The following is a 21,856-nucleotide window of genomic DNA, read 5'->3' on the forward strand; positions in this document are numbered from 1 at the left end:
GATCGAGGATATCCCGAGCGGCGAGCCCGGCGAACGGCCATCGTCGAGCCTCGCCCCGGCGATCGCCGACCGGTCCGCCGCGCCTGCCGGCGCGAGAACGCACGCACCACCGGCGACGCCCTCCGCTATCCTCCCCCCCGCTCTCGCGCACATGTCCCAAGAACGCCCTGATTCGTCGCTCCCCTCGCGCTTCGACGTCGTGATCGGCGGAGGCGGGCTCGCCGGCCAAGCCCTCGCGCGCCTGCTCCGCCGCGAGCTCCCCGAGGCCACCGTCTGCGTCATCGAGCGGCAGCGGCGGCCGCTGCCCGTGGCCGCGCACAAGGTCGGCGAGTCCTCGGTCGAGCTGGCCTCGCAGTTCTTCAGCGTCGTCCTCGGCCTCGACGAGTACCTGCGGGCCAGGCACTACCTCAAGAACGGCCTGCGCTTCTACCCCGGCGGCGGCCACACCCACGCGCTCGAGGACCGCACCGAGATCGGCCCGCCCGAGCGGGCCAAGGTGCCGTCGTTCCAGCTCGACCGCGGCCGCCTCGAACAGGACCTTCGGGACATGAACGAAGAGGCAGGCGTCACCCTGATCGAGGGCTGCGTCGTCAAGGACGTCGAGCTCGCCGACGGCGACGGCGACCACCTCGTCCACTTCGAGACCCACGGCGGCGGCGACCCGCGGACCGTGCGGGCCGGGTGGTTCGTCGACGCCACCGGCCGCCGCGGCCTGCTCCGCGCCAAGCTCGGCCTCACCCGTCCGAGCGGCCACCTCGCCAACGCCGCCTGGTGGCGCGTGCCCGGCCGCGTCGACGTCGCCGACCTCGTGCCCCAGAGCGCCACCGCGTGGCACCAGCGCGACCCGGAGCACATCCGCTGGTACTCGACCGTCCACTTCATGGGCCCCGGCTACTGGCTCTGGTACATCCCGCTGGCCGCCGGCGACGACGGTCAGGACCACACCTCGATCGGCATCGTCGTCCACGACGAGCTGCACCCGTTCGACACCGTCCGCACCCGCGAGCGCGCGCTCGCCTGGGTCGAGAAGCACGAGCCGCGCTGCTTCGCCCAGATCAAGGACCTGCCGATGGTCGACTTCCTGACCCTCAAGCACTACAGCCACGCGACCGCGCGCATGTTCTCGCCGCAGCGCTGGTCGCTGATCGGCGACGCCGGCGCCTTCTCCGACCCCTTCTACTCGCCGGGCTCCGACTTCATCGCCCTCGCCGCCTCCTTCACCGTCGAGATCCTCAAGGTCCGCCACCGCGGCGGCGACGTCGCCGAGGCGGCCGAGCGCTTCGATCGCGTCTACCTGCAGTTCTTCGACACCACCTGCGAGACCTACCGCAAGGCCGCCCCGGTCTACGGCAGCCCGCGCGTGCTGCCGGCCAAGGTCTACTGGGACGACTTCGTCTACTGGTCGTTCGTCTGCCAGTACTTCTTCCGCGGCCTCTTCAAGCTGCCCGCCGACCAGCACGAGCGCTTCGAGCTGCTCGGCCGCGAGTTCGCCGCGCTGCAGTTCCGCGCCCAGAAGCTGCTGAGCGAGTGGGCCCGCCGCGCCGACAACACCCCGCGCCCGGTCCACGTCGTCCTGCCGGTGATCCCGTCGATGCTCGCCAGCCTCTACCTCGACCTCGTGCGCGACATGAGCCCCGACGAGGCCCACGCCTACATGCGCGACAAGCTGGCGCTGGCCGGCGAGATCCTCGGCGAGCTGGCCCTGCGCGCCCTCGCCGAGCTCGCCCCCGAGCAGCGCGACGAGCTCGCCCGCGCCGTCGACCTGCCGAGCTGGCCGCGGCGCCCCCCGCCGACCGGATCGCCTCCGAGGCCGAGGTCGGCGGCAAGCGCCGCCGCGCCCTCCCGCCGATCGTCCGCGACATGGAGCGCACCCTCGGCCGCGTCCCCGGCGACCACGACGCCGCCGCCCTCGAGGCCCTGGTCGCCCGCGCCTTCGCCCGCCCCGAGCGAGCCGCCGGCTGACCTGTCCTCAGAGACATATCCGGCGCCCCGGAGCACCTCCCGCCTCGCGTGCCCAAATCGACATGTCCTGAAGTCCATCATCGACGAGGCGCTCGCGCCGGCCGGGCGCCCGCGGGCCGCTCAGGTCGGCTGGTCCTGCCCCAACGGCTGGCGTGCAGTCCACGTCGACGATGTCGAGTTTGGGGAGGTTGCACTTCCAGCCGCCGCGGCCCACCCGCCGCCGTGTCCCAGCTTCGCCGCGACAGACATGTCTCAAAGGCCATCTCCGGTGAGCCGGCACCTGCAGGGGTTGAACGCGCGCGCAAGTTCCGGTAGGTCCCGGCTTCATGCGCCTCCGTCCTCCCTTGCTGCTCGTCCTCCTCGCTCCCGCCTGTTATTCGCCGGACCACGGGGGCGACACCGGGGCGTGGTCCACCCTCAGCGCGGGTCCGACGGGCGATAGCAGTTCGGGCACCACCGCGCCGGGCAGCACCACCGACGCGCACGAGCCGACGACCGCGTCGACCTCCGGCTGGACGACCGACGCGAGCAGCACGAGCGGTCTTGACTCGACCGGTCCCGATCCGACCGACCTGACGACCACCACCGGCCCCGGCACCACCTCCGGCGTGATCCCGGACCCCTCGTGTCCGCGCGTGCGCGTGCTCGTGCCGCCGGGCGAAGTCTTGAATGTGCGGCCGCAGCCGTCGACCGCGATGGCGCCGGTGGGGTCGCTGGCCAGCGGGGCCATCGTCGACGTGTTGGCAATCGTGCAGGGTGAGGCGATCGACGCCGTCGACACCTGGTATCAGGTCGCCGGCAATTGGCCCGAGGGCTATGTATTCGGCGCATGGGTCGAGTGCACGCTCGACGAGCCCTCGGCGGCCGGCTACTTCTTGCCGCTCGAGTGCGGCACCACAGCCACGGTCACGCAGGGCAACTTCGGCCCCTTCAGCCATCAGGGCGCGGCCGCCTACGCCTTCGACTTCGGTCTCGCGCTGGGCACGCCGCTGATGGCGATCGAGGAGGGCACGGTGTCTCACGCCTACGGCGGGACGATGCCGGGCGACCCCTGCTACGACGGCGGCGGCATGGAGTGCATCAACTCGGCCAATTACGTCACCTTGCAGCACCCTGACGGCACCACCTCGAACTATGCTCACCTGAGCCAGGTCTCGGTGGCGGTCGGTCAATACGTCCCACGCGGCGCCGTCGTCGGGCTCACCGGCTCGACCGGCTGGTCGACCGGCCCCCACGCGCACGTCGCCCGCCAGGAGGGCTGCGGTCAGGCGTTCTGCCAGTCGATCGCCGTCCAGTTCGTCGACGTCGCCCCCGACGGCGTCCCCGAGGGCGGAGAAGTCGTCACCTCGCAGAACTGTCCCTGACAAAATCGGGCCACGATCAGCGACGACGGCCGCCTGCCGCTCGACACCAACGTGAGCGGAACCTCCGCCGCGAGGTCCTCGGCAGGGCGATGTCCCGAGCGCTGCTAAAATTTTGGCTCTTCAGGGTTGAGGGTGGCGTAGGTTGCGCGCGAAATCGCGCCGTGATATCGTGCGCGAAATGGCAGAGACCGAACTCTACGCCCGAATTCTCGGTATCGAGGCTCCCTGGAGAGTTGCTGCGGTGAAGCTGCAGCTCGGGCAGGGGCAGATCGTCATCGAGGTCGAGCACGACCCCGATGTGCCGACGACGTGCCCGGAGTGTGGCCAGGCTGTTCCCCGTCACGATACGCGGACTCGCCGATGGCGGCACCTCGATACGTGTCAGTATCGGACGATCATCGAAGCCGGCGTACCGCGGACGTCGTGCCCGAAGCACGGTACGCTCACGATGCGCGTCTCGTGGGCGGACGGTAGCGCTCGGCTCACCGCGCTGTTCGAGGCGCTGGTGATCGACTGGCTCCGCGATGCGCCGATTGCAGTGGTCGCGGAGCGCCTCGGGCTCTCGTGGGATCAGGTCGCCGGCGTCCAGGAGCGTGCAGTACAACGCGGACTCGAGCGCCGCGAGGTCGCGCTGCCGGAGATGCTCGCCGTCGACGAGACCTCCTTCCAGCGGCGCCACGAGTACGTCACGATCGTGCATGACCCGAAGTCCGCCAGCAAGCGGGTCATCCACGTCGCCGACGGACGCGGCAAGGGGGCCCTCAAGAGCTTCCTGAGCGGCTTTTCGCGCCCAGAGAGGGCTGCGGTCTCCGTGGTCGTCATGGACATGCACGAGCCCTACATTCAAGCTGTCCGCGAGGCCATCCCCGATGGCGACGCGAAGATCGCCTTCGACAAGTACCACGTCGCCGCGCGCCTCGGTCAAGCCGTCGACCACGTGCGACGCGAGGAACACCGCGCTCTCCACGGCCTCGGCGACAACCGGCTCAAGGGCACCAAGTACCTCTGGCTGCGCAACCCCGAACGGATGAGCAAGGAGGTCTGGGACGACTTCGAGGCGCTGCGGACGAGCTCGCTGCGGACGGCCCGCGCGTGGGCGCTCAAGGAGGCGGCGATGGAGGTCTGGGAGCACACCTCGCCGAGCAACATGCGGGACCAATGGGGCATGTGGTACGATTGGGCTATCCGCTCTCGCCTGGAGCCGATGAAGGCCGCCGCGCGCATGGTCAAAAATCACCTCGGCGGCATCATCCATGCAGCCACCGAACGGATCACCAACGCCTCTGCCGAGGGCCTTAACTCGGTCATCCAGAAGCTCAAGTACGTCGCCCGCGGCTTCCGTAACCGCGACCGCTTCCGAGCTGCGATCTACTTCCACCTCGGCGGCCTCGACCTCTATCCTGCCGGGATCACGCGCTGAGTCAGCGGTATCCACCACAAACCCTGAAGAGCCAAAATTTTAGGAGGTGGTCTCACCACCCCGAGAGGATTCTCGGGGCCTTCCAACGACAAGGACCGCCGTGACGAAGAGTGCGGCCTACCTGACGCGCCAGCGCTTCGTGGTGAAGGCCGGTCTCGCGGTGGGCGGCGCGGGGCTCGACGAGGACTTCACGCCCTACCTGAACGACGACGACACGATCGTCGAGGACCCGATCGTCGCGGCGATCTTCGCCGCCAAGTACTACCAGCGGATCGTGACCTTCTACCCGACCGTGTTCGCCAGCGGCACCCCGGCGCCCGAGGACAACTACCGCGTGCGCCTCGGCTGGGCGAGCCCCAAGGAGCTGCAGGAGGACCCGGCCGGCAGTCTCTTCCAGGCAATCAAGGGCCGCATGGACGAGGACCTCAAGCAGCTGGGCCTCAAGAACACCGACCTCCCCCCGAAGGGCCTGACGCCCACGTGGAAGTGAGGCCCGCCTTGCCCGCTTCAGCGCAACATTGCCGCCGCACGGGGTTAAGGCCCGGCCATTTCGTACAGAACATGGATTTTCAGGCGGATGCGCTGATTCTGATTTACATAACTCGCAGCGCTGAGGCGCACTTGTCGGTCGTTGTGTCTGTTGACGTCAATCAGCGCGAAAGTGACCAGCGCGCCGATGTTGTGGAATGCCGTGTACCAAGCTTCGACAATCCGGGCGCCAGCCGGGATGCCTGCATCAATGATGTGTTCTTCCGGACGATCAGGGTCGTTCGAAGCATGGTACTCACCGGCCCCGCCCGCGGTTCCACTGAAAATCACCGGCGTGAATTCGTATACTCCAACCACTTTGGCCTCCTGTCGCAAGAGCGACCCCAACAGGCTGTACCCCGCCGACTCGGCCTCCAAATCCTTGCGGCGTTTGATTCTCGGAATGCCGTCACGAACGGCGATATTCATGTCCGAGCATGGGCACGCGCACCCGGCGCATCCCTTGCACGAGGAGCCTGGCAGCTCTGGAGAGTCTGGACCTGACGCGGTCCGACGTGATCACCCGCGACAGCGTCCACGGCCAGGGCCAATGCACGCCGGACGCGATCGCCAACCTGATCGAGCGCGCGGCCCGAGCCGCGGGCCTCGGTCACGTCCACGCCCACGTGCTGCGCCACACCTTCGCCACGCGGCTCCTCAGCCGCGGGGTCGACGTGCGCACGGTCCAGCAGCTCATGGGACACCGCGACATCAAGACGACGCTGACCTACCTACACCTGATCCGCGGCGCGGAACGCCGTGCGATGGACGCGCTCGAACCTGCAACTGGCACCACACGGGCACCACAGCACGGTTCGGAGCCGAACATCTCGAATCCGAGGAGAAGTCCGAGGACTTAGACTCACCGCACGAAGTTCAGGTGATAATGCGGCGTGCTCGTGCGGCTCTCGTCGACCACCGCGATCCCGCGGGCCTTCGCCAGCTTCTTCAGGATCGCCCGCTCGCGCTTGTCGAGGTCGAGGCAGCGGACGTCGACCGCGCCCTCGCGCAGGTGCTTCGACACGTAGTCCCCGGCCGCCACCTGCGTGCGGATCACTTCCGTCAAGGCCGCCAGCACCGCCGCGCGTCCGCCCGCGCGCGCCTTCGCGTAGGCCTCCGCGACCGCCTTCGCCGCCGACTTGTTGGCGTAGTTGCGGACCACGTCGTCGCCGCGCTCGAGGTTGCGGAGCATCAGCTCTGCCTGCACCTCGGGCCGCCGCGTGCCGTCGGTGATCACCAGCGGCTTCCCGGTCGCCCGCCGGAACGCCGCCGCCAGTTCGGCCAGCCGCGCCTCGATCGCCGGCGGCACCTCGACCCCCGGCGCGCGCGAATAATCCTCGCTCGCCGCCTCGCCCGCGCGAACGACCTCGCCGGACCCCGCCTCGCGCTTGCCGGCGGCCGCCTCGGCGCTCGCAGGCTCGCCCGCCAGCGCCCACAGCAGCGCGATCGATGTGCCGGTCATCCCCGCGACCATACCTCAACTCGTCCCCGCCGCCCCGCTCCTCGCGCGCTTTCGCGCCCTCGTCGGCCTGCCCAATCGGCCCCGACCTTGTTTACCCTGCCCCCGTGATCGCGCGATCGCTCCCCGTCCTCGTCCTCCTGGTCGCCTGCGGCAGCGAAGCGGCCAAGACCGCCCCTGCGCCGGCCGACGCCCCCCCGGCCAAGGCAGCCGAGCCGCCGGCCAAGGCCCAGCCGTTCGCCGAGCCCAAAATGAACCCGCCCGCCCCGCCCGAGGGGGCTGCCCTGCTGGCCGACCGCAAGCAGCCGCGCTACGTCCAGCGCTGCGACGCCGGCCATCCTTGCCCCGATCTGCTGCAGCCCGCCGGCGAGACGCACTGCCGCGACCTCGACCTCGGCGGCTTCAAGCACTGGCGCCTGCCCGACCGCGACGAGGTCAAGCGCTTCGGCGAGATCGCCGGCCTCGAGCAGGCGGAGGGCTTCCACTGGACCCGCACCGCCTTCGCCGAGGACGCCGCGCAGGCCTGGATCGTCGACCCGAAGTCGGGCCAGGAGACCACCATCCCGCGCGACCGCAAGCCGTTCCGCGTCCGCTGCGTGTTCGAGCCGTGACCGCGACGCCGGCGCTCTCGGTGCTCCTCGCGCGGCGGCCCGGGCGGAGTTCGAGCCGCGCGCGCGGGTTTGCTATCGTCCTCGGCGTGCGTCGCCTCGCCGTCGTCCTCGTCCTCGCCGCCTGTCGTCCGCCGTCGTTGCCGGCGGTGACGGAGGGCGACACGGCGGGCGCGACCGCCACGGCCGGCACCGGCAGCTCGAGCACCACCGGCTGCATGCAGAGCGGCGACTGCGAGACCGACGCGATCTGCGTCGCCGAGTACGGCCCGACGACCGGCGAGCTCGGCGGTGAGCGAGGCCCGGCCCAGTGCGCCGACGAGAGCGCCTGCATCGGCGCGCTCGACCTCACCCGCTGGTGCATCGATCACCAGTCCTGCTGCGGCGACCTGCGCTGCCGGATCGCCGACGGCATCTGCGAGCCACCTGACCTCGGGGTCAGCACCGGCGAGACCACGACCGACGGCGACACCACCACCACGACCTCGACCTCGACCGGCGACACCACGACTTCGACCACGACCGGCGACACCACCACCACGACCGGCACCGCCGGCTCGACCTCGAGCACTTCGGCCGGTTGACGATCGACCTCGCGCCTCGCCGGCGGCGCACGCCGGTTCGCCGTCGACCTCGGGTCCGCTCGCTGCCGCGCGCCCGGCGCTCGCCTCAGCCGACGCGGTAGTTGTGGGCCAGGCGCACGTACTTGTGCGCCAGGCCACGGTGCATCGCCTCGTCGGCGGCCGTCAGCGTGCGGATCACCTTGCCGGGGGCGCCGAGCACGAGCGAGTGCGGCGGCACCACGGTGCCGGCGGTGACCAGCGCGCCGGCGCCGACGATCGAGCCCTCGCCGATCACCGCGCCGTCGAGGATGGTCGCCTGGATCCCGACCAGCGTGCCGCCGCCGATCCGGCAGCCGTGGACGACCGCTCGGTGGCCGATCACGACCTCCTCGGCGACGAAGGTCGGATCGCGATCGCCGAGGTGGATCACCGTGCCGTCCTGCACATTGCTGCGCTCGCGGATCTCGACGCGGTTGACGTCGCCGCGCAGGACGCAGCCGTACCACACGCTCACGTCGTCGGCGAGCAGCACGTCGCCGATCACGGCCGCGCCTGCGGCGATGCGGACGCGCTGACCCACTTCGGGCGCGCGGTCGAGATAGCGCTCGACGATGGCCCCGGGAAAGCGGGCACGCAGGGCGCTGGCGCGGGCCTCGGCCGCCGCGGCACCCGCCGGCGGAGCCTCCACGCGCACGACCGAATCCACCACTGTTCGCGACGCCATGGCCCCGGAGTCTACCCCTCTCGCTCGAGGGCTTGCCATCCCCGCGTACGATCGCGTAGAAAAGCCCCGTGGCAGCGTCGACGCGATCCAAACCCGCCAAAAAGGCCACCAGCAAGGCCACGGCCGCCAAGAGCACCAGCGCCAAGGCCAAGGCCGGCGCCAAGGCAGCGACCAAGAAGGCTCCCGCCGCGGCCAAGAAGGTCGCCGCCGCGAAGCCCGCCGAGAAGCCGACCAAGGCGGCCAAGCCCGCCAAGGCCGCCGCCAAGGCGACCCCGGCCAAGCCCGCCAAGGCCAAGGCGGCCGAGGAGCCGAAGAAGGCCGCCAAGGCCAAGCCCGCCAAGACCGAGGCCAAGGCCAAGGCGCCGGCCAAGGCGACCAAGGCCAAGCCGGCCGAGGTCGCCAAGCCCGCGCGCAAGCCGGCCAAGGCCCGCGAGCCCGACTACGAGGACGAGGACGAGGCCCAGGCCCCGGCCGAGGAGGTCGAGGTCGAGGACGATCTCGACGAGGTCGAGGTCGAGGCCGAAGGCGACGGCGACGAAGATGAAGGCGCCGACATCGAGGACGACGGGGCCGAGGCCGACGACGGCAGCGAGCTCGACGAGGCCGCGCTGACGCGCGTCCCCCCGGCCGCGCCGGCTGCGCCGCAGTCCCCGCTCACGCTTCAGCCCGCTGCGCCGCCGGCCGAGCGCAAGAAGAGCGTCCTGGAGATCGCCGAGGAGGACGACGAGTTCGACGACGAGCCGCCGCCCCCCAGCCTGGAGAACCTGAGCGGCCTGCTGCAGCGGATCCACCACCTCGCGCAGTTCGGCACCGAGACCGAGATCCGCGAGGAGCTGCCGCCGCTGGTCGAGCTGCTCGAGCAGATCGAGGACCCGGCCGTGCTGCCGCGCCTGCTCGACCTGCTCGAGGACAACGACCCGCACGGGGTCTACTGGAACATCCTCTACGTCCTCGAGAAGTTCGACGCCTACCTCGGCGTGCTGCTGGCCGGCCTGCCCTCGCTCTACCACCGCGCGCCGGAGTGGGCCTACACCTGCGTGATCCGGATCCTCCGCACCCGCGGCGACGAGGACGATTGCACCGCCCAGTTCGAGCAGCTCATCAACGCCGGGCCGGCCGACACCCGCACGCTGATGCAGCAGATCCTCCGCGAGCTCAGCGAGCACCCCGAGACCGACGCCGACCAGCGGCAGAACATCGCCCGCACGATCACCGCGATCGGCGGCGACGCCCCCGTCGCCGACAAGGCACCCGAGCCGGCGCCGGCGAGCTGAGATGCCCTCGCGCTCCCGTCCGAGCCCCAAGTCGACCCGCCCCCGCTCCGGTCGCGCCCCTCGCGGCGCCCCGGCCGCGGGCGCGTCGACGTCCGTCATCGCGCAGCTGAGCCCGCCGGCCGCCGCGGCCGACGCGGGTGTGACCCGCCAGGTCTCCCCGCTCGGCCCCGAGCAGTGCACCGTCACCGTCCGCGAGGACGCCCTGCCCGAGGGCCCCGCCGAGCTCGTGCTCGACCTGCGGATCGCCCCGCAGAACCGCGCCGCCATGGCCCTCCGCCGCGGCCTCGCCGAGCGGGCCCCCGGCTTCAACGTCGCCGTCGTCGGCCGCCGCGGCACCGGCCGCACCTTCACCGCGGTCGCCCTCGCCCGCGAGGAGGCCCGCCGCCGCCCCGCCCCGCGCGACCTCGTCCTGCTCGTCAATCCTCGCTGGCCTTTGGAACCTGTCCCTGCATTCCTGCCCGCAGGAGCAGGTCCGGCCTTCGTCCGCGCGATGGAGGAGCTGCACGCCCGCCTCGAGGCCGCCGTCCACGAGGTGTTCGAGGGCCGCGTCCGCCACCGGCTGCAGGTCGAGATCCACCGCGAGCAGAGCGCCGCCGAGCGCAAGATCCACGACCAGCTGAGCAAGATCGCCGCCGAGCACGGCCTCGGCCTGGTCGCGGGCGACGACGGCTTCGACTTCGTCCCGCTCGAGGACGACGACGACGACGAGACCCCCGGCGGCGACGGCCCGACCGCCGACGCCGCGAGCGAGGCCGAGACGACCGAGGCCGAGGCCCGGCTCAACCGCCAGGTCCTCGACGCGATCGAGGCCGTGCGCCCGCACGTCGAGGAGACCCAGCGCCAGCTCGCGCTGCTCGAGGCGGAGATCCAGCAGACCCTGCTGCAGCGTCAGCGCGCCGCGCTGCGCAACAACATCGCCGCCAGCTTCGCCGCCGTGCCCGAGCGCGCCTTGCCGACCGAGCAGGTGCGCAAGTACAGCCAGCGGCTGCACGAGCACCTGCAGCAGGTCTACCACCTCGAGGAGGGCCACCACCTGCCGCTGACGAGCGTGCCGCTGCCGGCCGGCCTGGTCGTGCCGACCCTGCTCGTCACCAGCCGCCCGGACGACGTCGCGCCGATCATCCACGCGCAGAACGTCACCCTCTCGGGCCTGTTCGGCCGCGTCGTCGCCGGCTCGAACGACAGCCGCTACCCCGAGCCCGGCACGATCCTCGCGGGCGACCTGCACCGCGCCAACGGCGGCTTCCTCATCATCGACGCCGAGGCGCTGGTCAAGCGCGAGGCCGTCTACGAGCACCTCAAGGCCTGCCTGCTCGCCCGCGCGATCCAGCCGCACGAGGAGGACGAGGGCCCGAGCCTGCGGATCCAGCCGGTCGAGCTCGACGTCAAGGTCGTGCTCGTCGCCGACCCCGACCTGATCCACCAGTTGCAGGAGCTCGACCCCGAGTTCAGCCGGCTGTTCAAGATCAGGGCCGACTTCGAGGACGACATGTCCTTCGAGGAAGGTCTGCGCGTGTACCCCGGCGTGGCCGCCTGGCTGGCCTCGAACCGCGGCCTGTCCCGCTGCTCGCGCAGCGCCGTCGCCTTCCTGATGCAGTACGGCGCCCGCCTGGCCGAGGACCAGCACCGCCTCACCACCAACCTCGGCCTGCTCAGCGACCTCATCACCGAGGCGACCTCGCTCGCCAAGGGCGCCGACGAGCTGACCGAGGAGCACCTGCGGGCCGCGTTCCGGCTGATGCAGGACCGCCAGGGGCAGATGCGCGACCGCCTGCTCGACCTCCACCGCTACGGCCTGATCCGGGTCGAGGTCTCGGGCCAGAGCGTCGGCCAGATCAACGGCCTCGCCGTCGTCAGCGACGGCTTCCAGTCGGTCGGCCGCCCCAGCCGCGTCACCGCCGTCACCTACGCCGGCAGCCACGGCCCGCTCAACATCGAGCGCGAGGTCGAGATGTCGGGCCCGATCCACAGCAAGGGCGTGCTGATCCTCAGCGGCTACCTGCACGACCGGTTCGCCCGCGACTTCCCGCTCAGCTTCGGCGCCTCGGTGGTGTTCGAGCAGACCTACACGCCGATCGAGGGCGACTCGGCCTCGACGGCCGAGCTGTTCGCGATCCTCTCGAGCCTGTCGGGCCTGCCCGCGCGCCAGGACATCGGCGTCACCGGCAGCGTCGACCAGCGCGGCCGGGTCCTCCCGGTCGGCGGCGTCAACGAGAAGATCGAGGGCTTCTTCGAGGTCTGCCGCGCCCACGCGCTGACCGGCACCCAGGGCGTCATCATCCCCGAGAGCAACGTCCGCAACCTCGTGCTCGGCGAGGACGTGCTCGAGGCGATCGCCCAGGGGCGCTTCTTCATCTGGCCGATCAGCACCGTCGAGGAGGGCGTCGAGCTCATCCTCGGCGAGCCCGCCGGCACCCCGACCGAGCCCGACGACGACGCCGCCGCCTTCCGCTACCCCGAGCGCACCGTCTACGGCCGCGTCGAGCGCCGGATCGCCCGCCTGCGCCGGCTCGCCACGCCCTCACGCACCTGACCGCCGGGGCAGCTCCGGCCTCGCACGCCTCGACGACCGGGCAGCGCCCTCGAGGCGCTGCCGAGCGCCGAGGTCTCCCGGCACGCATGGACGGCGTCTGCCCGCGACCGTGAGGCGCTGTCGAGCGCCGGGACGTCCGCTCCTCCCATCGGCATGGACGACCCACCGCCCCCCGGAGGCGCCGCGGTGCGCCGACGCTTCGGCCGCCGCGAACGCAGCGAGCGCCGAAACATGTCCTCAAAGACACTCGAGATGTCTCTCGGGACATCCACGTCGGCGCGTCCCCGCGTCGGCACGCTTTCGCCGGCCCGAGTCCCGCGCCGCTCGCCGGCGAGCCGACGCAGCAGCGACTGCGACGAATCACCCGCCGCCATTGCCCCGAGTCTCGCCGCAATGATGGCAGCATCGAGCTCCGGTACCGGGGCCGCGCGCCCACGACCATCACGCGCACCTTACATATCGACAGCCTCCCCGCGCCCCCGACCTTCGCGCCCGATCCCCCAACCTCGCCGACGCGCTGAAATCGCCGGCCTGAGCGGCGTTAGCCGGCGCCGGGCGAACTCGCCCGCGCGTGGCGACCAGGCCGTGCTACCCTGCGCGAGCATGTGGGCTCTGGACAATCGCACCCGCTACGCCGCGGCCCGCAACTGGGCGCGCGACAAGGACGGCGTGCATTGGTGGATCGTCGCCGTCAAGGCCAGCTTCGACGTACACCCGCAGGGCCGCGCCGTCCTGTCCGACCTGCAGCCCCCGCCCGTGCTCGCCCCCGAGTATTTCGGCGACCCGGGCGCCTCGAGCCTGCGCCACGACTCCGACCTGCTGGCGCCCAAGCCCGGCGTCGACGTGCTGGCGCTCGCCCACGCCCACGCCCCCGGCGGTCGGCCGGCGGCCACCGTCCCGGTGACCCTGCGCGTCGGCGCGCTGGTCAAGCAATTGAGGGTCCACGGCGAGCGCACCTACGATTCGCTCGGCGTCGGCCTGTCCGCCCCGCGGCGATTCACCACCCACCCCATTCGCTACGAATACGCGTTCGGCGGCTTCGACACCGCCGATCCCGAGCCCGCCCGCCAGCGGATGGACGACCGCAACCCGATCGGCCGCGGCTTCGTGCGCCGCTCGCTGACCCGCGCCGGCCAGCCCGCGCACCTCGTCGAGTACCCCGACGGCGACCCCGAGACCCGCGGCCCGGCCGGCTTCGGTCCCATCGACCCGTCGTGGTCGCCCCGGCGCGAGCTCGCCGGCACCTACGACGCCCGCTGGGAGCAGACCCGGCGCCCGCTCTTGCCCGCCGACTACGACCCTGAATTCGCCATGAGCGCCCCCGCCGACCAGCGCGCCCACGGCCCCGTCCTCGGCGAGCGCGTCGAGCTGCTCAACATGACCCCCGAGGGCGTCCTCCGCGTCGAGGTCCCGCGGATCGCCCTCGCCTTCACCACCCGCTTCGGCGCGCGCCGCCAGGAGCAGCCCTCGCAGTTGACCGCGCTGATCCTCGAGCCGGAGGAGCGCCGCCTGTCGCTCGTGTGGCAGAGCTGCCTGCGCGTGACGGCCCTCGACGCCGACTACCTCGACGTCACGGAGATCCGCGAGCAACGAGGCGCCGCATGAACCCCGTCCGCGAGCTCGCCGCCATCGCCGGCTTGAACCTCGAGTCGAATCATCGGCGCCGTCGCGCTCCGGCGCCTCCCTCGACGCCGCGGTCCGCCCTCCGCCCCGACTTCGTCCCCGTCGTCACGGCGAACACCGCGGCTGACCCCCGGCCCGCCTGCGCGACGCGCCCGTGCGTTCGAGGTGCCGCGTGAACCCTCGCCTCGACGTCGTCGCCATCGGCGCCCGCACCCCCGTCGGGCACGACGCCGCCAGCAGCGCCGCCGCCGTGCGAGCCGGCATCGCGCGCTGCAGCGAGTACCCGTTCGCCACCCCCGACGGCGCCCCGCTGATCGCCGCCGCCGACGCGCGCATCGACCCCTTGCTCGAGGGCAACGCCCGGCTCGAACCGCTCCTCGCCAGCGCGCTCGGCGAGGTCGCCCGCTCGCTCACCCGCGGCGCCCCGCACCAGGGCCCCCAGCACCTTTTGCTCGCCCTCCCCGAGCCTCGCCCTGGCTTCGGCAGGCGCGACGCCGGCGAGCTCGTCGGTTTCGCCCATGCCTGTTTGCGGCGCCTCGGCATCCCCGCCGACGTCCGGGTCGCCGGGCACGGCCACGCCGGCGCGATCGAGGCCGTCGAGCAGGCGGCCCGCCTCGTCGCCGACGACGCGGACGCACTCTGCTGGATCGCCGGGGTCGACAGCTGGCTGCACGCCGACACCCTGCTGTGGCTGGAGGACCAGCGTCGCTGCGCCCAGCCGGGCGTGCGCAGCGGCTTCATCCCCGGCGAGGCGGCCGGCTGCATCGTCCTGGCGCGCCCCGACCTGCGCCGGCGCCTGCGCCTGCCCGGCCTCGCCGTCGTGCGCGGCGTCCAGACCGCCCAGGAGACCCACCTCCGCACCAGCGAGGCCGGCACCTTCGGCGAGGGCATGAGCGACGCCGTCGCCGGCGCCGCGAGCGGGCTGCGGCTGCCCGACGAGCAGGTCGACGCGCTCTACAGCGACATCAACGGCGAGCGCTACCGCAGCGAGGAGTGGGGCTTCGTCGCCATGCGCACCGCCGCCGTGTGGAAGTCGCTGCAATACGAGGCCCCCGCCGATCGCTGGGGCGACGTCGGCGCCGCCTCCGTCCCGCTCGGCGCCATCCTCGGCGTGCAATCGTTCCGCCGCGCCTACGCCCCCGGCCCGCGCGCCATGATCACCGCCGGCTCCGACGGCGGCCTCCGCGGCGCATTGCTCCTCCAGCGACCGGCGTCCTCCTGAGGTCCCGATGTCCAGCATCTCCGTCAACCCGCCGAAGACGCCCGTCACCACCGGCAGCAACGGCATCGCGGCCGCCACCGTGCCCAACGTCTGCAAGATGCCCGGCCCGCCGGCCCCGTTCGTCCCGACCCCGCTGCCCAACATCGCCAAGTCCGGCAACTCGCCCAAGGATTTCTCGAAGAACGTCAAGTTCGACGGCTGCAAGGTCGCCATCAAGGGCGCCACCTTCACCTCGATCGGCGACATCGCCAGCAAGGCCACCGGCGGCGGCATCGTCTCCGCCAACGTCGAAGGCCCGGCGCGCTTCGTCGGCCCCGGGTCCATGGACGTCAAGGTCGAGGGCAAGAACGTCCACCTGCTCAGCGACCCGATGCTCAACAACTGTGGCCCGAGCGGCAGCCCCCCGAACGCCGCCACCCTCCTCGGCCTCGTCCAACCCCCCGGCCTCGTCGCCCTCGTCGGCGACGAAGTGTGCGCCCTGTGCCACAAATCCCACGGCGACAAGGCGCGGCTCGAGGAGACCGCCGACACCAAGGCCGACGCGAGCACCTTCCAGGCCGCGGCCACCCGCTGGCGGGCGAAGATCCCGCCGGACAAGAAGAACCGCCACAAGAACCGCCCCGCCATGCTGGGCGTCGTTCGCTGCCGGGATGCCGTGGTCTACGCCGCCAACTCGGGCTTCCCAATTCCTGAACTACAAGCGGAATTGCCTGGCGCCTGGCATGCGCCGGTGGGCCTCCAACAGCAAGCCTTCCAGTCGCTCATCCCCGAAGATCACCGCGAGACATTCGCTGTATTATGGGAGGAGATGCGAGAGGAGAACACTGCCTGGAATGCACGTCAGCGCGATGCACGAACCGACCAGGAGGCAGGTGAACCGTTTTACCCTCCGGGCTCGTGTGCAGCCCAACAAGCGGTCGCGCTCGCTCTCCTCCACGGCGCTCGTCCCGTCGGCCTCACAGAACGCTGGTCCAGCCCGGCGGGACCCAATGCGCGAGTGTTCGTCCACTTCCGGCACCGGCTCGACGGGCGCACGAAAGGCGGCTATTTCGGCGGCAACGAGGCTGTCCCGCCGTGCGGTACCTGCCAGGTCATTCTGACCATGTTACTTTGTCCAGACGAAAAGCCATCCCAATGCGATCACAAGTCTCCCGGATCCCAGGTGTGTAAATGCACGCCCTAGAGAGCCACTTTGAACGCTTCATCACTCGACTCGTGCCGGGCATCGAGCACTCCTGGCAAGGCGCTACGCCCGAGGAGATCGCCGAGATCGAGTCCATCGCCGGACGGGCCCTGCCCGGCTTCTACTGGTGGTTTTTGACGCGGATGGGCCGCGACATGGGCGACCTGACCTTTGCCAGCATGGACTTCACAGCGGCACGGGTGATCGAGTGTTACCGTGAAGAGATCGACGAGCCCGATCTCCGATACCTGCTCATCGGTTATCAGAACGATCCCATGGTCCCCATGCACACCTGGTACGACCTGGACCGTCCGAACCGAGAAGACGCGCTGGTACTGGATCGAGAGATTGCAGGCGGTCTCACCCAGGTCAATTTTGAGACCTTCCGCGAGATGCTCGCCTGGAAGGCGATGCTGAATTTCAGGATCGAAGCCCTCCCGCACGGGTGCAAGGGAAAGTTCAAGTCCGATGGCGCCGACGTGCGCGCCCGGCTCGAGCGGGCCGTCGAGACCTTGAATTTCGAACAACCTGTCCCGACCGGTCCATTCTGCGGGATCTTCAATCGATCCGACGCCGCCATGATCTGCAGCATCGGGCCCGACAGCACTGTCAAGAATCGACTCATCTTCCGCCTTGCGGCCGACAGTGAGGGCATTGCCCGACGAATCCTCGGAGTGATCACCAAGGAAACAGGACTCGAGGTGGAGCTCGGCACCTCGAAGCGTTGACGCGGCCCTGGTCTGTCGCTCGAGCCCGGACGGCGGCGAGGACGACGTCCTGTTCTTCACGCTCGGCGCCGACCGCCCGGCCCGCTGCGATTCGACGAAGGAGTCGACCGCGCGTCGCGGAGCAGCCCCCTCATTCGTGCCGCAGCGCCACCATCGGGTCGATGCGGGCGGCGCGGCGGGCCGGGATGAACGTCGCCAGCAGGCCCACGATCGCCAGGACGAGCGCCACCGCCGAGTACGTCCGCGGGTCGGCGGCGGCCACCTCCTCGGTCAGCAGCCGCGTCATCAGGCGGGTCGACGCCAGCGCTGCGACTGCGCCGACCAGCAGCCCGACGACGACCAGCGTCATCCCCTGGCGGACCACCAGCGCCACCACTGCGCCCGGCTGGGCGCCCAGCGCCATGCGCACCCCGAGCTCGCGGGTGCGCTGGGCGACCGCGTTGGCCATCACCGCGTACAGCCCGATCGCCGCGAGCAGCAGCGCGGCCCCGGCGAACATCGTCAGCATCTTCACCGCGAGCTGGCGCGGCTTCAGCGATCGTTCCAGCCCGGCCGCGAGTCGCTCGATGCCCAGCGTCGGATCGTGCGCATCGATCGCGGCGGCGGCCTCGCGGATCTGCGGGGCCAGCGGCTGCGGGTCGCTGGCCCCGCGGGCGAGCAGGTACATCGTGATCCCGAAGCCCTGGGCCTGGTACGCCTCGAGCGACAGCTGCTGGTACGAATAATACACCTGGTACGGCGTGCGCTCGGGCGTGTCGAGCCCTTCTTGCTTGATGTGCCCGACCACCCCGACGATTTCGACGCTCGGCTGCTTGCTCAGGCGGTCCTGCAGGTGCTTGCCGACCGGGTTCTGCCCGGGGAAGAGCTTGTCGGCGAGCTGCTCGTCGATCACCACCACCGCCGGGCCGATCGTGTCCTGCGGCCCGAACGTGCGCCCGGCCAGCAGCGGGATCTTGACCAGCTCGAGGAACCCGACGTCGACGTGCTGGATCGTCGCCATCAACGCCTGGTCCGGCGTGCGGCTGGCCCCGAGCGGGTAGAACGGTTCGTACGCGCTGCCGATATAGCCCGGCAGCCCCGAGGACAGCGACACGCCGACGATCCCGGGGATCGCCGCCACGCGCCGCTGGAGCTCGGTCCAGAACTGCTGGATGTCCGCGGCCGTCTCGTAGCGGTCCGCCGGCAGCGAGACCATCGCGGCCACCACGTCGTCGGGATCGAACCCCGGGTCGCTCTGCTGGACCGCGCTCAGGCTGCGCGTCGCCAGCACCGCGCCGATCGTCAGCACCAGCGCCAGCGCGACCTCGACGACCACCAGCAGGTCGCGCGCGCGCAGGTGCTGGCTCCCGGCCGACGCGTGGTGGTCGGCGTCCTTGAGCACCTGCGCCAGCGGCTCGCGCGACGCGAACAGCGCCGGCGCCACGCCGAACAGGATCCCCGTGCCGAGCGCGACCGCCAGCGTGAAGGCCAGCACCTGGCGATCGATCTCGACTGTCCCGTTCAGCGCGAAGATGAAGTCGAAGGGCATCGACGCGCGGATCAGCCCGACGCCCCACACGGCCACCAGCATCCCGAGCCCGCCCGCCACCAGCGCGAGCAGGACGCTCTCGACCAGCAGCTGGCCGACCAGCCGCGAGCGGTCGGCCCCCAGCGCCGCGCGGATGCTCAGCTCGCGCCGACGCGCCATCGCCCGCTCGAGCGTCAGGTTGGCGACGTTGGCGGCCGCGATCAGCAGCACGCAGCCGACCGCGCCGACCAGCAGCAGCAGCGTCGTGCGGTAGTCGCGGGCCAGCTCTTGCTGGAACGGCACCACCTGCGGCCGGCTCGCGCCGACCTGCTCCGGGTAGTCGCGCCGCAGGCCCTCGCCGATCGCGTCGAAGTCGGCCTGGACCTGCGCCAGCGTGGTGTCCGGCTTCATGCGGCCGACCGTGAAGCTCTGGGTGCGGACCTCGCGGTCGGTGAACAGGGACTCGTCGGCGCGCGTGCCGATCGGGATGGCCGCGTGGAACGGGAAGAACGCCCGGTGTTCGGGCGGCAGCACGCCGACCACGGTCCACGGGCGGCCGTCGAGGGTGAGCTCGCGGCCGACGATCGCCGGGTCGGCGGCGAAGCGCCGGGTCCAGAACGCGTGGCTCAGCAGCAGCGACCGCGGCCCGTGCGGCAGGTCCTCCTCCGGCAGGAACAGGCGCCCGAGCACCGGCTCGACCCCCAGCATGGCCAGGTAGTCGTGCGACTCCATCTCGATCAGCAGCTTCTCCGCCGCCTCCTCGCCGCCGGCGCCGGTCATCGTCATCAGGTGGAAGCCGGTCGTCGCCAGCGCCGCGAGCGTCGTGTTGCGCGCGCGGTAGTCGAGGAAGTTCTGGTACGACACCGCCATCCGCTCGAACCCCGGCCGGTCCTCGAGCACGACCACCAGCTCGTCGGGCTCCTCGTACGGCAGCGGCCGCAGCAGCACCAGGTTGATCGCGCTGAAGATCGCCGTGCACGCGCCGATCGCGAACGCCAGCATCACGATCGACACGAGCGAGTAACCCGGGGTCTTGATCAGCATCCGCAGCGCGAGCCGGACGTCTCGGAACAAATTACGCATGGCCGCCCTCCTCGACCACGCGGCCGTCGAACAGGTGGATCGTCCGCTCGGCCTGGCGGGCGTACTCGGGGTTGTGGGTGACCATCACGATGGTCGTACCGGACCTGTGGAGCTCGCGCAGCAGGCCCATCACCGCGTCGCCGTTGCGCGAGTCGAGGTTGCCGGTCGGCTCGTCGGCGAGCAGCAGCAGCGGCTCCCCGGCGACCGCGCGGGCCACGGCGACGCGCTGCTGCTGGCCGCCCGACAGCTGGGCCGGCAGGTGGCGCGCGCGGTGGGACATGCCGACCCGCTCGAGCGCCGACTCGACCCGCCGGCGGCGCTCGGCCGCCGGCATCGCGCGGTAGGTCAGCGGCAGCTCGATGTTCTCGGCCACGGTCAGGTCGCCGATCAGGTTGAAGCTCTGGAACACGAAGCCGATCCGCTCGTTGCGCACGCGGGCGCGCTGCGTCGCCGACAGGCGCGACACCTCGCGTCCGTCGAGCAGGTACGTGCCCGCTGTCGGCGTGTCGAGCAGCCCGATCAGCGACAGCAGCGTCGTCTTGCCCGAGCCCGACGGTCCCGCGATGCACACGTACTGCCCGCGCGGGATCTCGCAGCGGACGTCGGCCACGGCGTGCGTCTCGACCTCGTCGGTGTGGAACACCTTCTTGACGCCCTCGAGGCGGATGATCGGCGTATCGGATGCTTGCATGTCACCACTGCTCCCGTCGTCATTCGAGCCGTAGCCGGTCGCTCTCGTCCCACTTCGACATGTCCGACAGGACGATCCGGTCGCCCGCTTCCAGGCCCGCCAGCACCTCGACGGTCGTCGCCGAGGCGCGGCCGATCTGCACCTGGACGCGCGTCGCGTGGTCGCCCTCGACGCGGAACAGCCCGACCGCCGCGTCGGGCTGCACGAACGCCGGCCGGCGCACGAACAGCACGTCCGGCAGCCGCTCGAGCTCGACCGTCCCGACGATGTTGAGGTCCGGGCGCGCGCCCTTCGGCAGCGCCCCCGTGAGCGCGACGTCGACCGTGACCGTCCCGCCCGACGCTGCCGGGTCGACGCGGACCACCGTCCCGTCGACGAGCCCGTTGCGCGTGTCGATGTGCGCCGGCTGACCGAGCCCGACGTCCTTCGCCAGCGTCTCCGGGATCGCCAGCCGGGCCTTCAGCCGATCGGGCTGCGCCACCTTCGCCAGCAGCCCGCCGGGGTCGACCCACTGCCCGGCCTCGAGCGGCAGCTCCTGCAGCACGCCCGCCACGCCCGCGCGCACCTGCAGCGTCGCCAGTTGATTGCGGTGAAACGCCGCGATCGTGACCAGCCGGTCGATCAAAGCCGTCTGCGCCGCCAGCCGGCGAGCCAGGCCGTCGCCGAGCACCGACAGGCGCTGCTGCTCGAGGTCGATCCGCCGGTCGCTCGCCTCGAGCTGGGCCCGGGCCGAGTACGCGTCGTCCTGCGACACGATCCCGCGCCCCCCGAGCTCCGCGCTCGCGTCGGCCTTGCGGCGCGCCGTCGAGTTGTCGATCCGCAGCGTCGCCACCGTCGTCTCCTGCGCCAGCTTCTCGCTGCGCAGCGACGCCCGCATGTTCGCCAGCTCGACCTTCGCCGCCGCCACCGCCCGCTCCGCCTCGAGCGCCTTCAGCTCCAGCTCCGGGTTTCGCAGCTCCACGAGCAGCGTGTCCGGCTCGACCGGCGTCCCCGGTCGCACGTGGATCTGCTCGACCCGCGCCGCCGTCAGCGTCGTAAACCACTGGATGTGCTCGGGCACCAGCTTCCCGTTGCCCTGCACCTCTCGCAGCATCTCGCCCCGCTCCACGGTGCCGAGCCACAGGCTCGCCCGCACCACCGTCGGCGGCTGCACCTCGAGCCGACCGATCGCCACCGTGGCCCCCGCCAGCACTGCGACCACCGCGACCACCGCGAGGACCACGCCCCCGTGGCGACCGAGCAACCTGCGACGCGTGCGTGGAATGTCCACAGAGGAATCGGCTCGAAAGAGGTGCGGCCCGCGATGAAATCAGCGCACCACGGGCGACGCGCGCGGCGGTGCCGCGTCCGGAGAGCTCCGGGACTCGCGCCTCTGCTGCAGTGT

Annotated in this window: 19 protein-coding genes; 13 read left to right on the top strand and 6 right to left on the bottom strand. The window is 71.4% G+C overall.

The window, feature by feature from the left end:
- Nucleotides 1-151 precede the first annotated feature (151 nt).
- From NAEX_RS04105 to NAEX_RS04120, 4 genes are all read left to right on the top strand, one after another.
- A complete protein-coding gene (locus NAEX_RS04105; protein WP_096326211.1) occupies nucleotides 152-2,404 on the top strand; it encodes an NAD(P)/FAD-dependent oxidoreductase in 2,253 nt (750 codons plus the stop codon).
- On the top strand, nucleotides 2,289-3,326 hold the full coding sequence (locus NAEX_RS04110) for a M23 family metallopeptidase (RefSeq protein WP_096326212.1): 1,038 nt from the start codon (nucleotides 2,289-2,291) through the stop codon (nucleotides 3,324-3,326). Before NAEX_RS04105 ends, NAEX_RS04110 begins: the two co-directional genes overlap by 116 nt.
- A 178-nt stretch (nucleotides 3,327-3,504) precedes the next feature.
- On the top strand, nucleotides 3,505-4,746 hold the full coding sequence (locus tag NAEX_RS04115) for an ISL3 family transposase (RefSeq protein ID WP_096326213.1): 1,242 nt from the start codon (nucleotides 3,505-3,507) through the stop codon (nucleotides 4,744-4,746).
- 100 nt (nucleotides 4,747-4,846) lie between these two features.
- The gene (locus NAEX_RS04120) at nucleotides 4,847-5,236 is read left to right on the top strand and encodes a hypothetical protein (protein ID WP_096326214.1); all 390 of its coding nucleotides are present in this window, start codon (nucleotides 4,847-4,849) and stop codon (nucleotides 5,234-5,236) included.
- 44 nt (nucleotides 5,237-5,280) lie between these two features.
- Here the strand turns inward: NAEX_RS04120 and NAEX_RS47255 are convergent, their stop codons facing one another.
- On the bottom strand, nucleotides 5,281-5,703 hold the full coding sequence (locus tag NAEX_RS47255) for a hypothetical protein (RefSeq protein ID WP_143141308.1): 423 nt from the start codon (nucleotides 5,701-5,703) through the stop codon (nucleotides 5,281-5,283).
- 8 nt (nucleotides 5,704-5,711) lie between these two features.
- Here NAEX_RS47255 and NAEX_RS04125 point away from each other — a divergent pair, with 8 nt between their 5' ends.
- A complete protein-coding gene (locus tag NAEX_RS04125) occupies nucleotides 5,712-6,134 on the top strand; it encodes a tyrosine-type recombinase/integrase (protein WP_096326215.1) in 423 nt (140 codons plus the stop codon).
- 2 nt (nucleotides 6,135-6,136) lie between these two features.
- On the opposite strand, the gene NAEX_RS04130 is transcribed toward NAEX_RS04125, so the two are convergent.
- Complete coding sequence (locus NAEX_RS04130; protein WP_143141309.1) at nucleotides 6,137-6,736, bottom strand: hypothetical protein; 600 nt, start codon at nucleotides 6,734-6,736, stop codon at nucleotides 6,137-6,139.
- 104 nt (nucleotides 6,737-6,840) lie between these two features.
- On the opposite strand from NAEX_RS04130, the gene NAEX_RS04135 reads away from it, so the two are divergent.
- Nucleotides 6,841-7,344 (top strand): Lcl C-terminal domain-containing protein, encoded by a 504-nt coding sequence (locus NAEX_RS04135; RefSeq protein WP_096326217.1) that lies wholly within the window; start codon nucleotides 6,841-6,843, stop codon nucleotides 7,342-7,344.
- 86 nt (nucleotides 7,345-7,430) lie between these two features.
- Nucleotides 7,431-7,925, top strand: a complete 495-nt coding sequence (locus NAEX_RS04140; RefSeq protein ID WP_143141310.1) for a hypothetical protein — start codon at nucleotides 7,431-7,433, stop codon at nucleotides 7,923-7,925.
- An 85-nt stretch (nucleotides 7,926-8,010) separates the two neighbouring features.
- Here the strand turns inward: NAEX_RS04140 and NAEX_RS04145 are convergent, their stop codons facing one another.
- On the bottom strand, nucleotides 8,011-8,628 hold the full coding sequence (locus tag NAEX_RS04145; RefSeq protein ID WP_096326219.1) for a gamma carbonic anhydrase family protein: 618 nt from the start codon (nucleotides 8,626-8,628) through the stop codon (nucleotides 8,011-8,013).
- 68 nt (nucleotides 8,629-8,696) lie between these two features.
- On the opposite strand from NAEX_RS04145, the gene NAEX_RS04150 reads away from it, so the two are divergent.
- From NAEX_RS04150 to NAEX_RS04180, 6 genes are all read left to right on the top strand, one after another.
- Nucleotides 8,697-9,902 (top strand): hypothetical protein, encoded by a 1,206-nt coding sequence (locus NAEX_RS04150; RefSeq protein WP_096326220.1) that lies wholly within the window; start codon nucleotides 8,697-8,699, stop codon nucleotides 9,900-9,902.
- Nucleotides 9,903-10,041: 139 nt separating this feature from the next.
- A complete protein-coding gene (locus NAEX_RS04155; protein ID WP_170135444.1) occupies nucleotides 10,042-12,435 on the top strand; it encodes an AAA family ATPase in 2,394 nt (797 codons plus the stop codon).
- A 603-nt stretch (nucleotides 12,436-13,038) separates the two neighbouring features.
- Complete coding sequence (locus NAEX_RS04160; protein WP_096326222.1) at nucleotides 13,039-14,040, top strand: DUF2169 family type VI secretion system accessory protein; 1,002 nt, start codon at nucleotides 13,039-13,041, stop codon at nucleotides 14,038-14,040.
- Nucleotides 14,041-14,230: 190 nt separating this feature from the next.
- Nucleotides 14,231-15,280 carry a hypothetical protein gene (locus tag NAEX_RS04170; protein ID WP_096326224.1) on the top strand — a complete coding sequence of 350 codons (1,050 nt, stop codon included), beginning with the start codon at nucleotides 14,231-14,233 and terminating at the stop codon, nucleotides 15,278-15,280.
- A 7-nt stretch (nucleotides 15,281-15,287) separates the two neighbouring features.
- A complete protein-coding gene (locus tag NAEX_RS04175; RefSeq protein WP_096326225.1) occupies nucleotides 15,288-16,463 on the top strand; it encodes a DUF4150 domain-containing protein in 1,176 nt (391 codons plus the stop codon).
- Nucleotides 16,451-17,191, top strand: coding sequence for a hypothetical protein (locus tag NAEX_RS04180; protein WP_096326226.1), 741 nt, complete (start codon nucleotides 16,451-16,453; stop codon nucleotides 17,189-17,191). Before NAEX_RS04175 ends, NAEX_RS04180 begins: the two co-directional genes overlap by 13 nt.
- Nucleotides 17,192-17,321: 130 nt before the next feature.
- On the opposite strand, the gene NAEX_RS04185 is transcribed toward NAEX_RS04180, so the two are convergent.
- From NAEX_RS04185 to NAEX_RS04195, 3 genes are read right to left on the bottom strand one after another with little or no spacing between them, the layout of a single operon-like run.
- Nucleotides 17,322-19,781 (bottom strand): ABC transporter permease, encoded by a 2,460-nt coding sequence (locus tag NAEX_RS04185; RefSeq protein WP_096326227.1) that lies wholly within the window; start codon nucleotides 19,779-19,781, stop codon nucleotides 17,322-17,324.
- Entirely contained in the window at nucleotides 19,774-20,472 is a 699-nt protein-coding gene (locus NAEX_RS04190; RefSeq protein ID WP_096326228.1) for an ABC transporter ATP-binding protein, read from the bottom strand. The genes NAEX_RS04185 and NAEX_RS04190 overlap by 8 nt, the downstream gene beginning before the upstream one ends.
- A 19-nt stretch (nucleotides 20,473-20,491) precedes the next feature.
- Nucleotides 20,492-21,715 (bottom strand): efflux RND transporter periplasmic adaptor subunit, encoded by a 1,224-nt coding sequence (locus NAEX_RS04195; protein WP_096326229.1) that lies wholly within the window; start codon nucleotides 21,713-21,715, stop codon nucleotides 20,492-20,494.
- Nucleotides 21,716-21,856: the final 141 nt, after the last annotated feature.

This window comes from Nannocystis exedens, assembly GCF_002343915.1.
Taxonomy (GTDB): domain Bacteria; phylum Myxococcota_A; class Polyangia; order Nannocystales; family Nannocystaceae; genus Nannocystis; species Nannocystis exedens.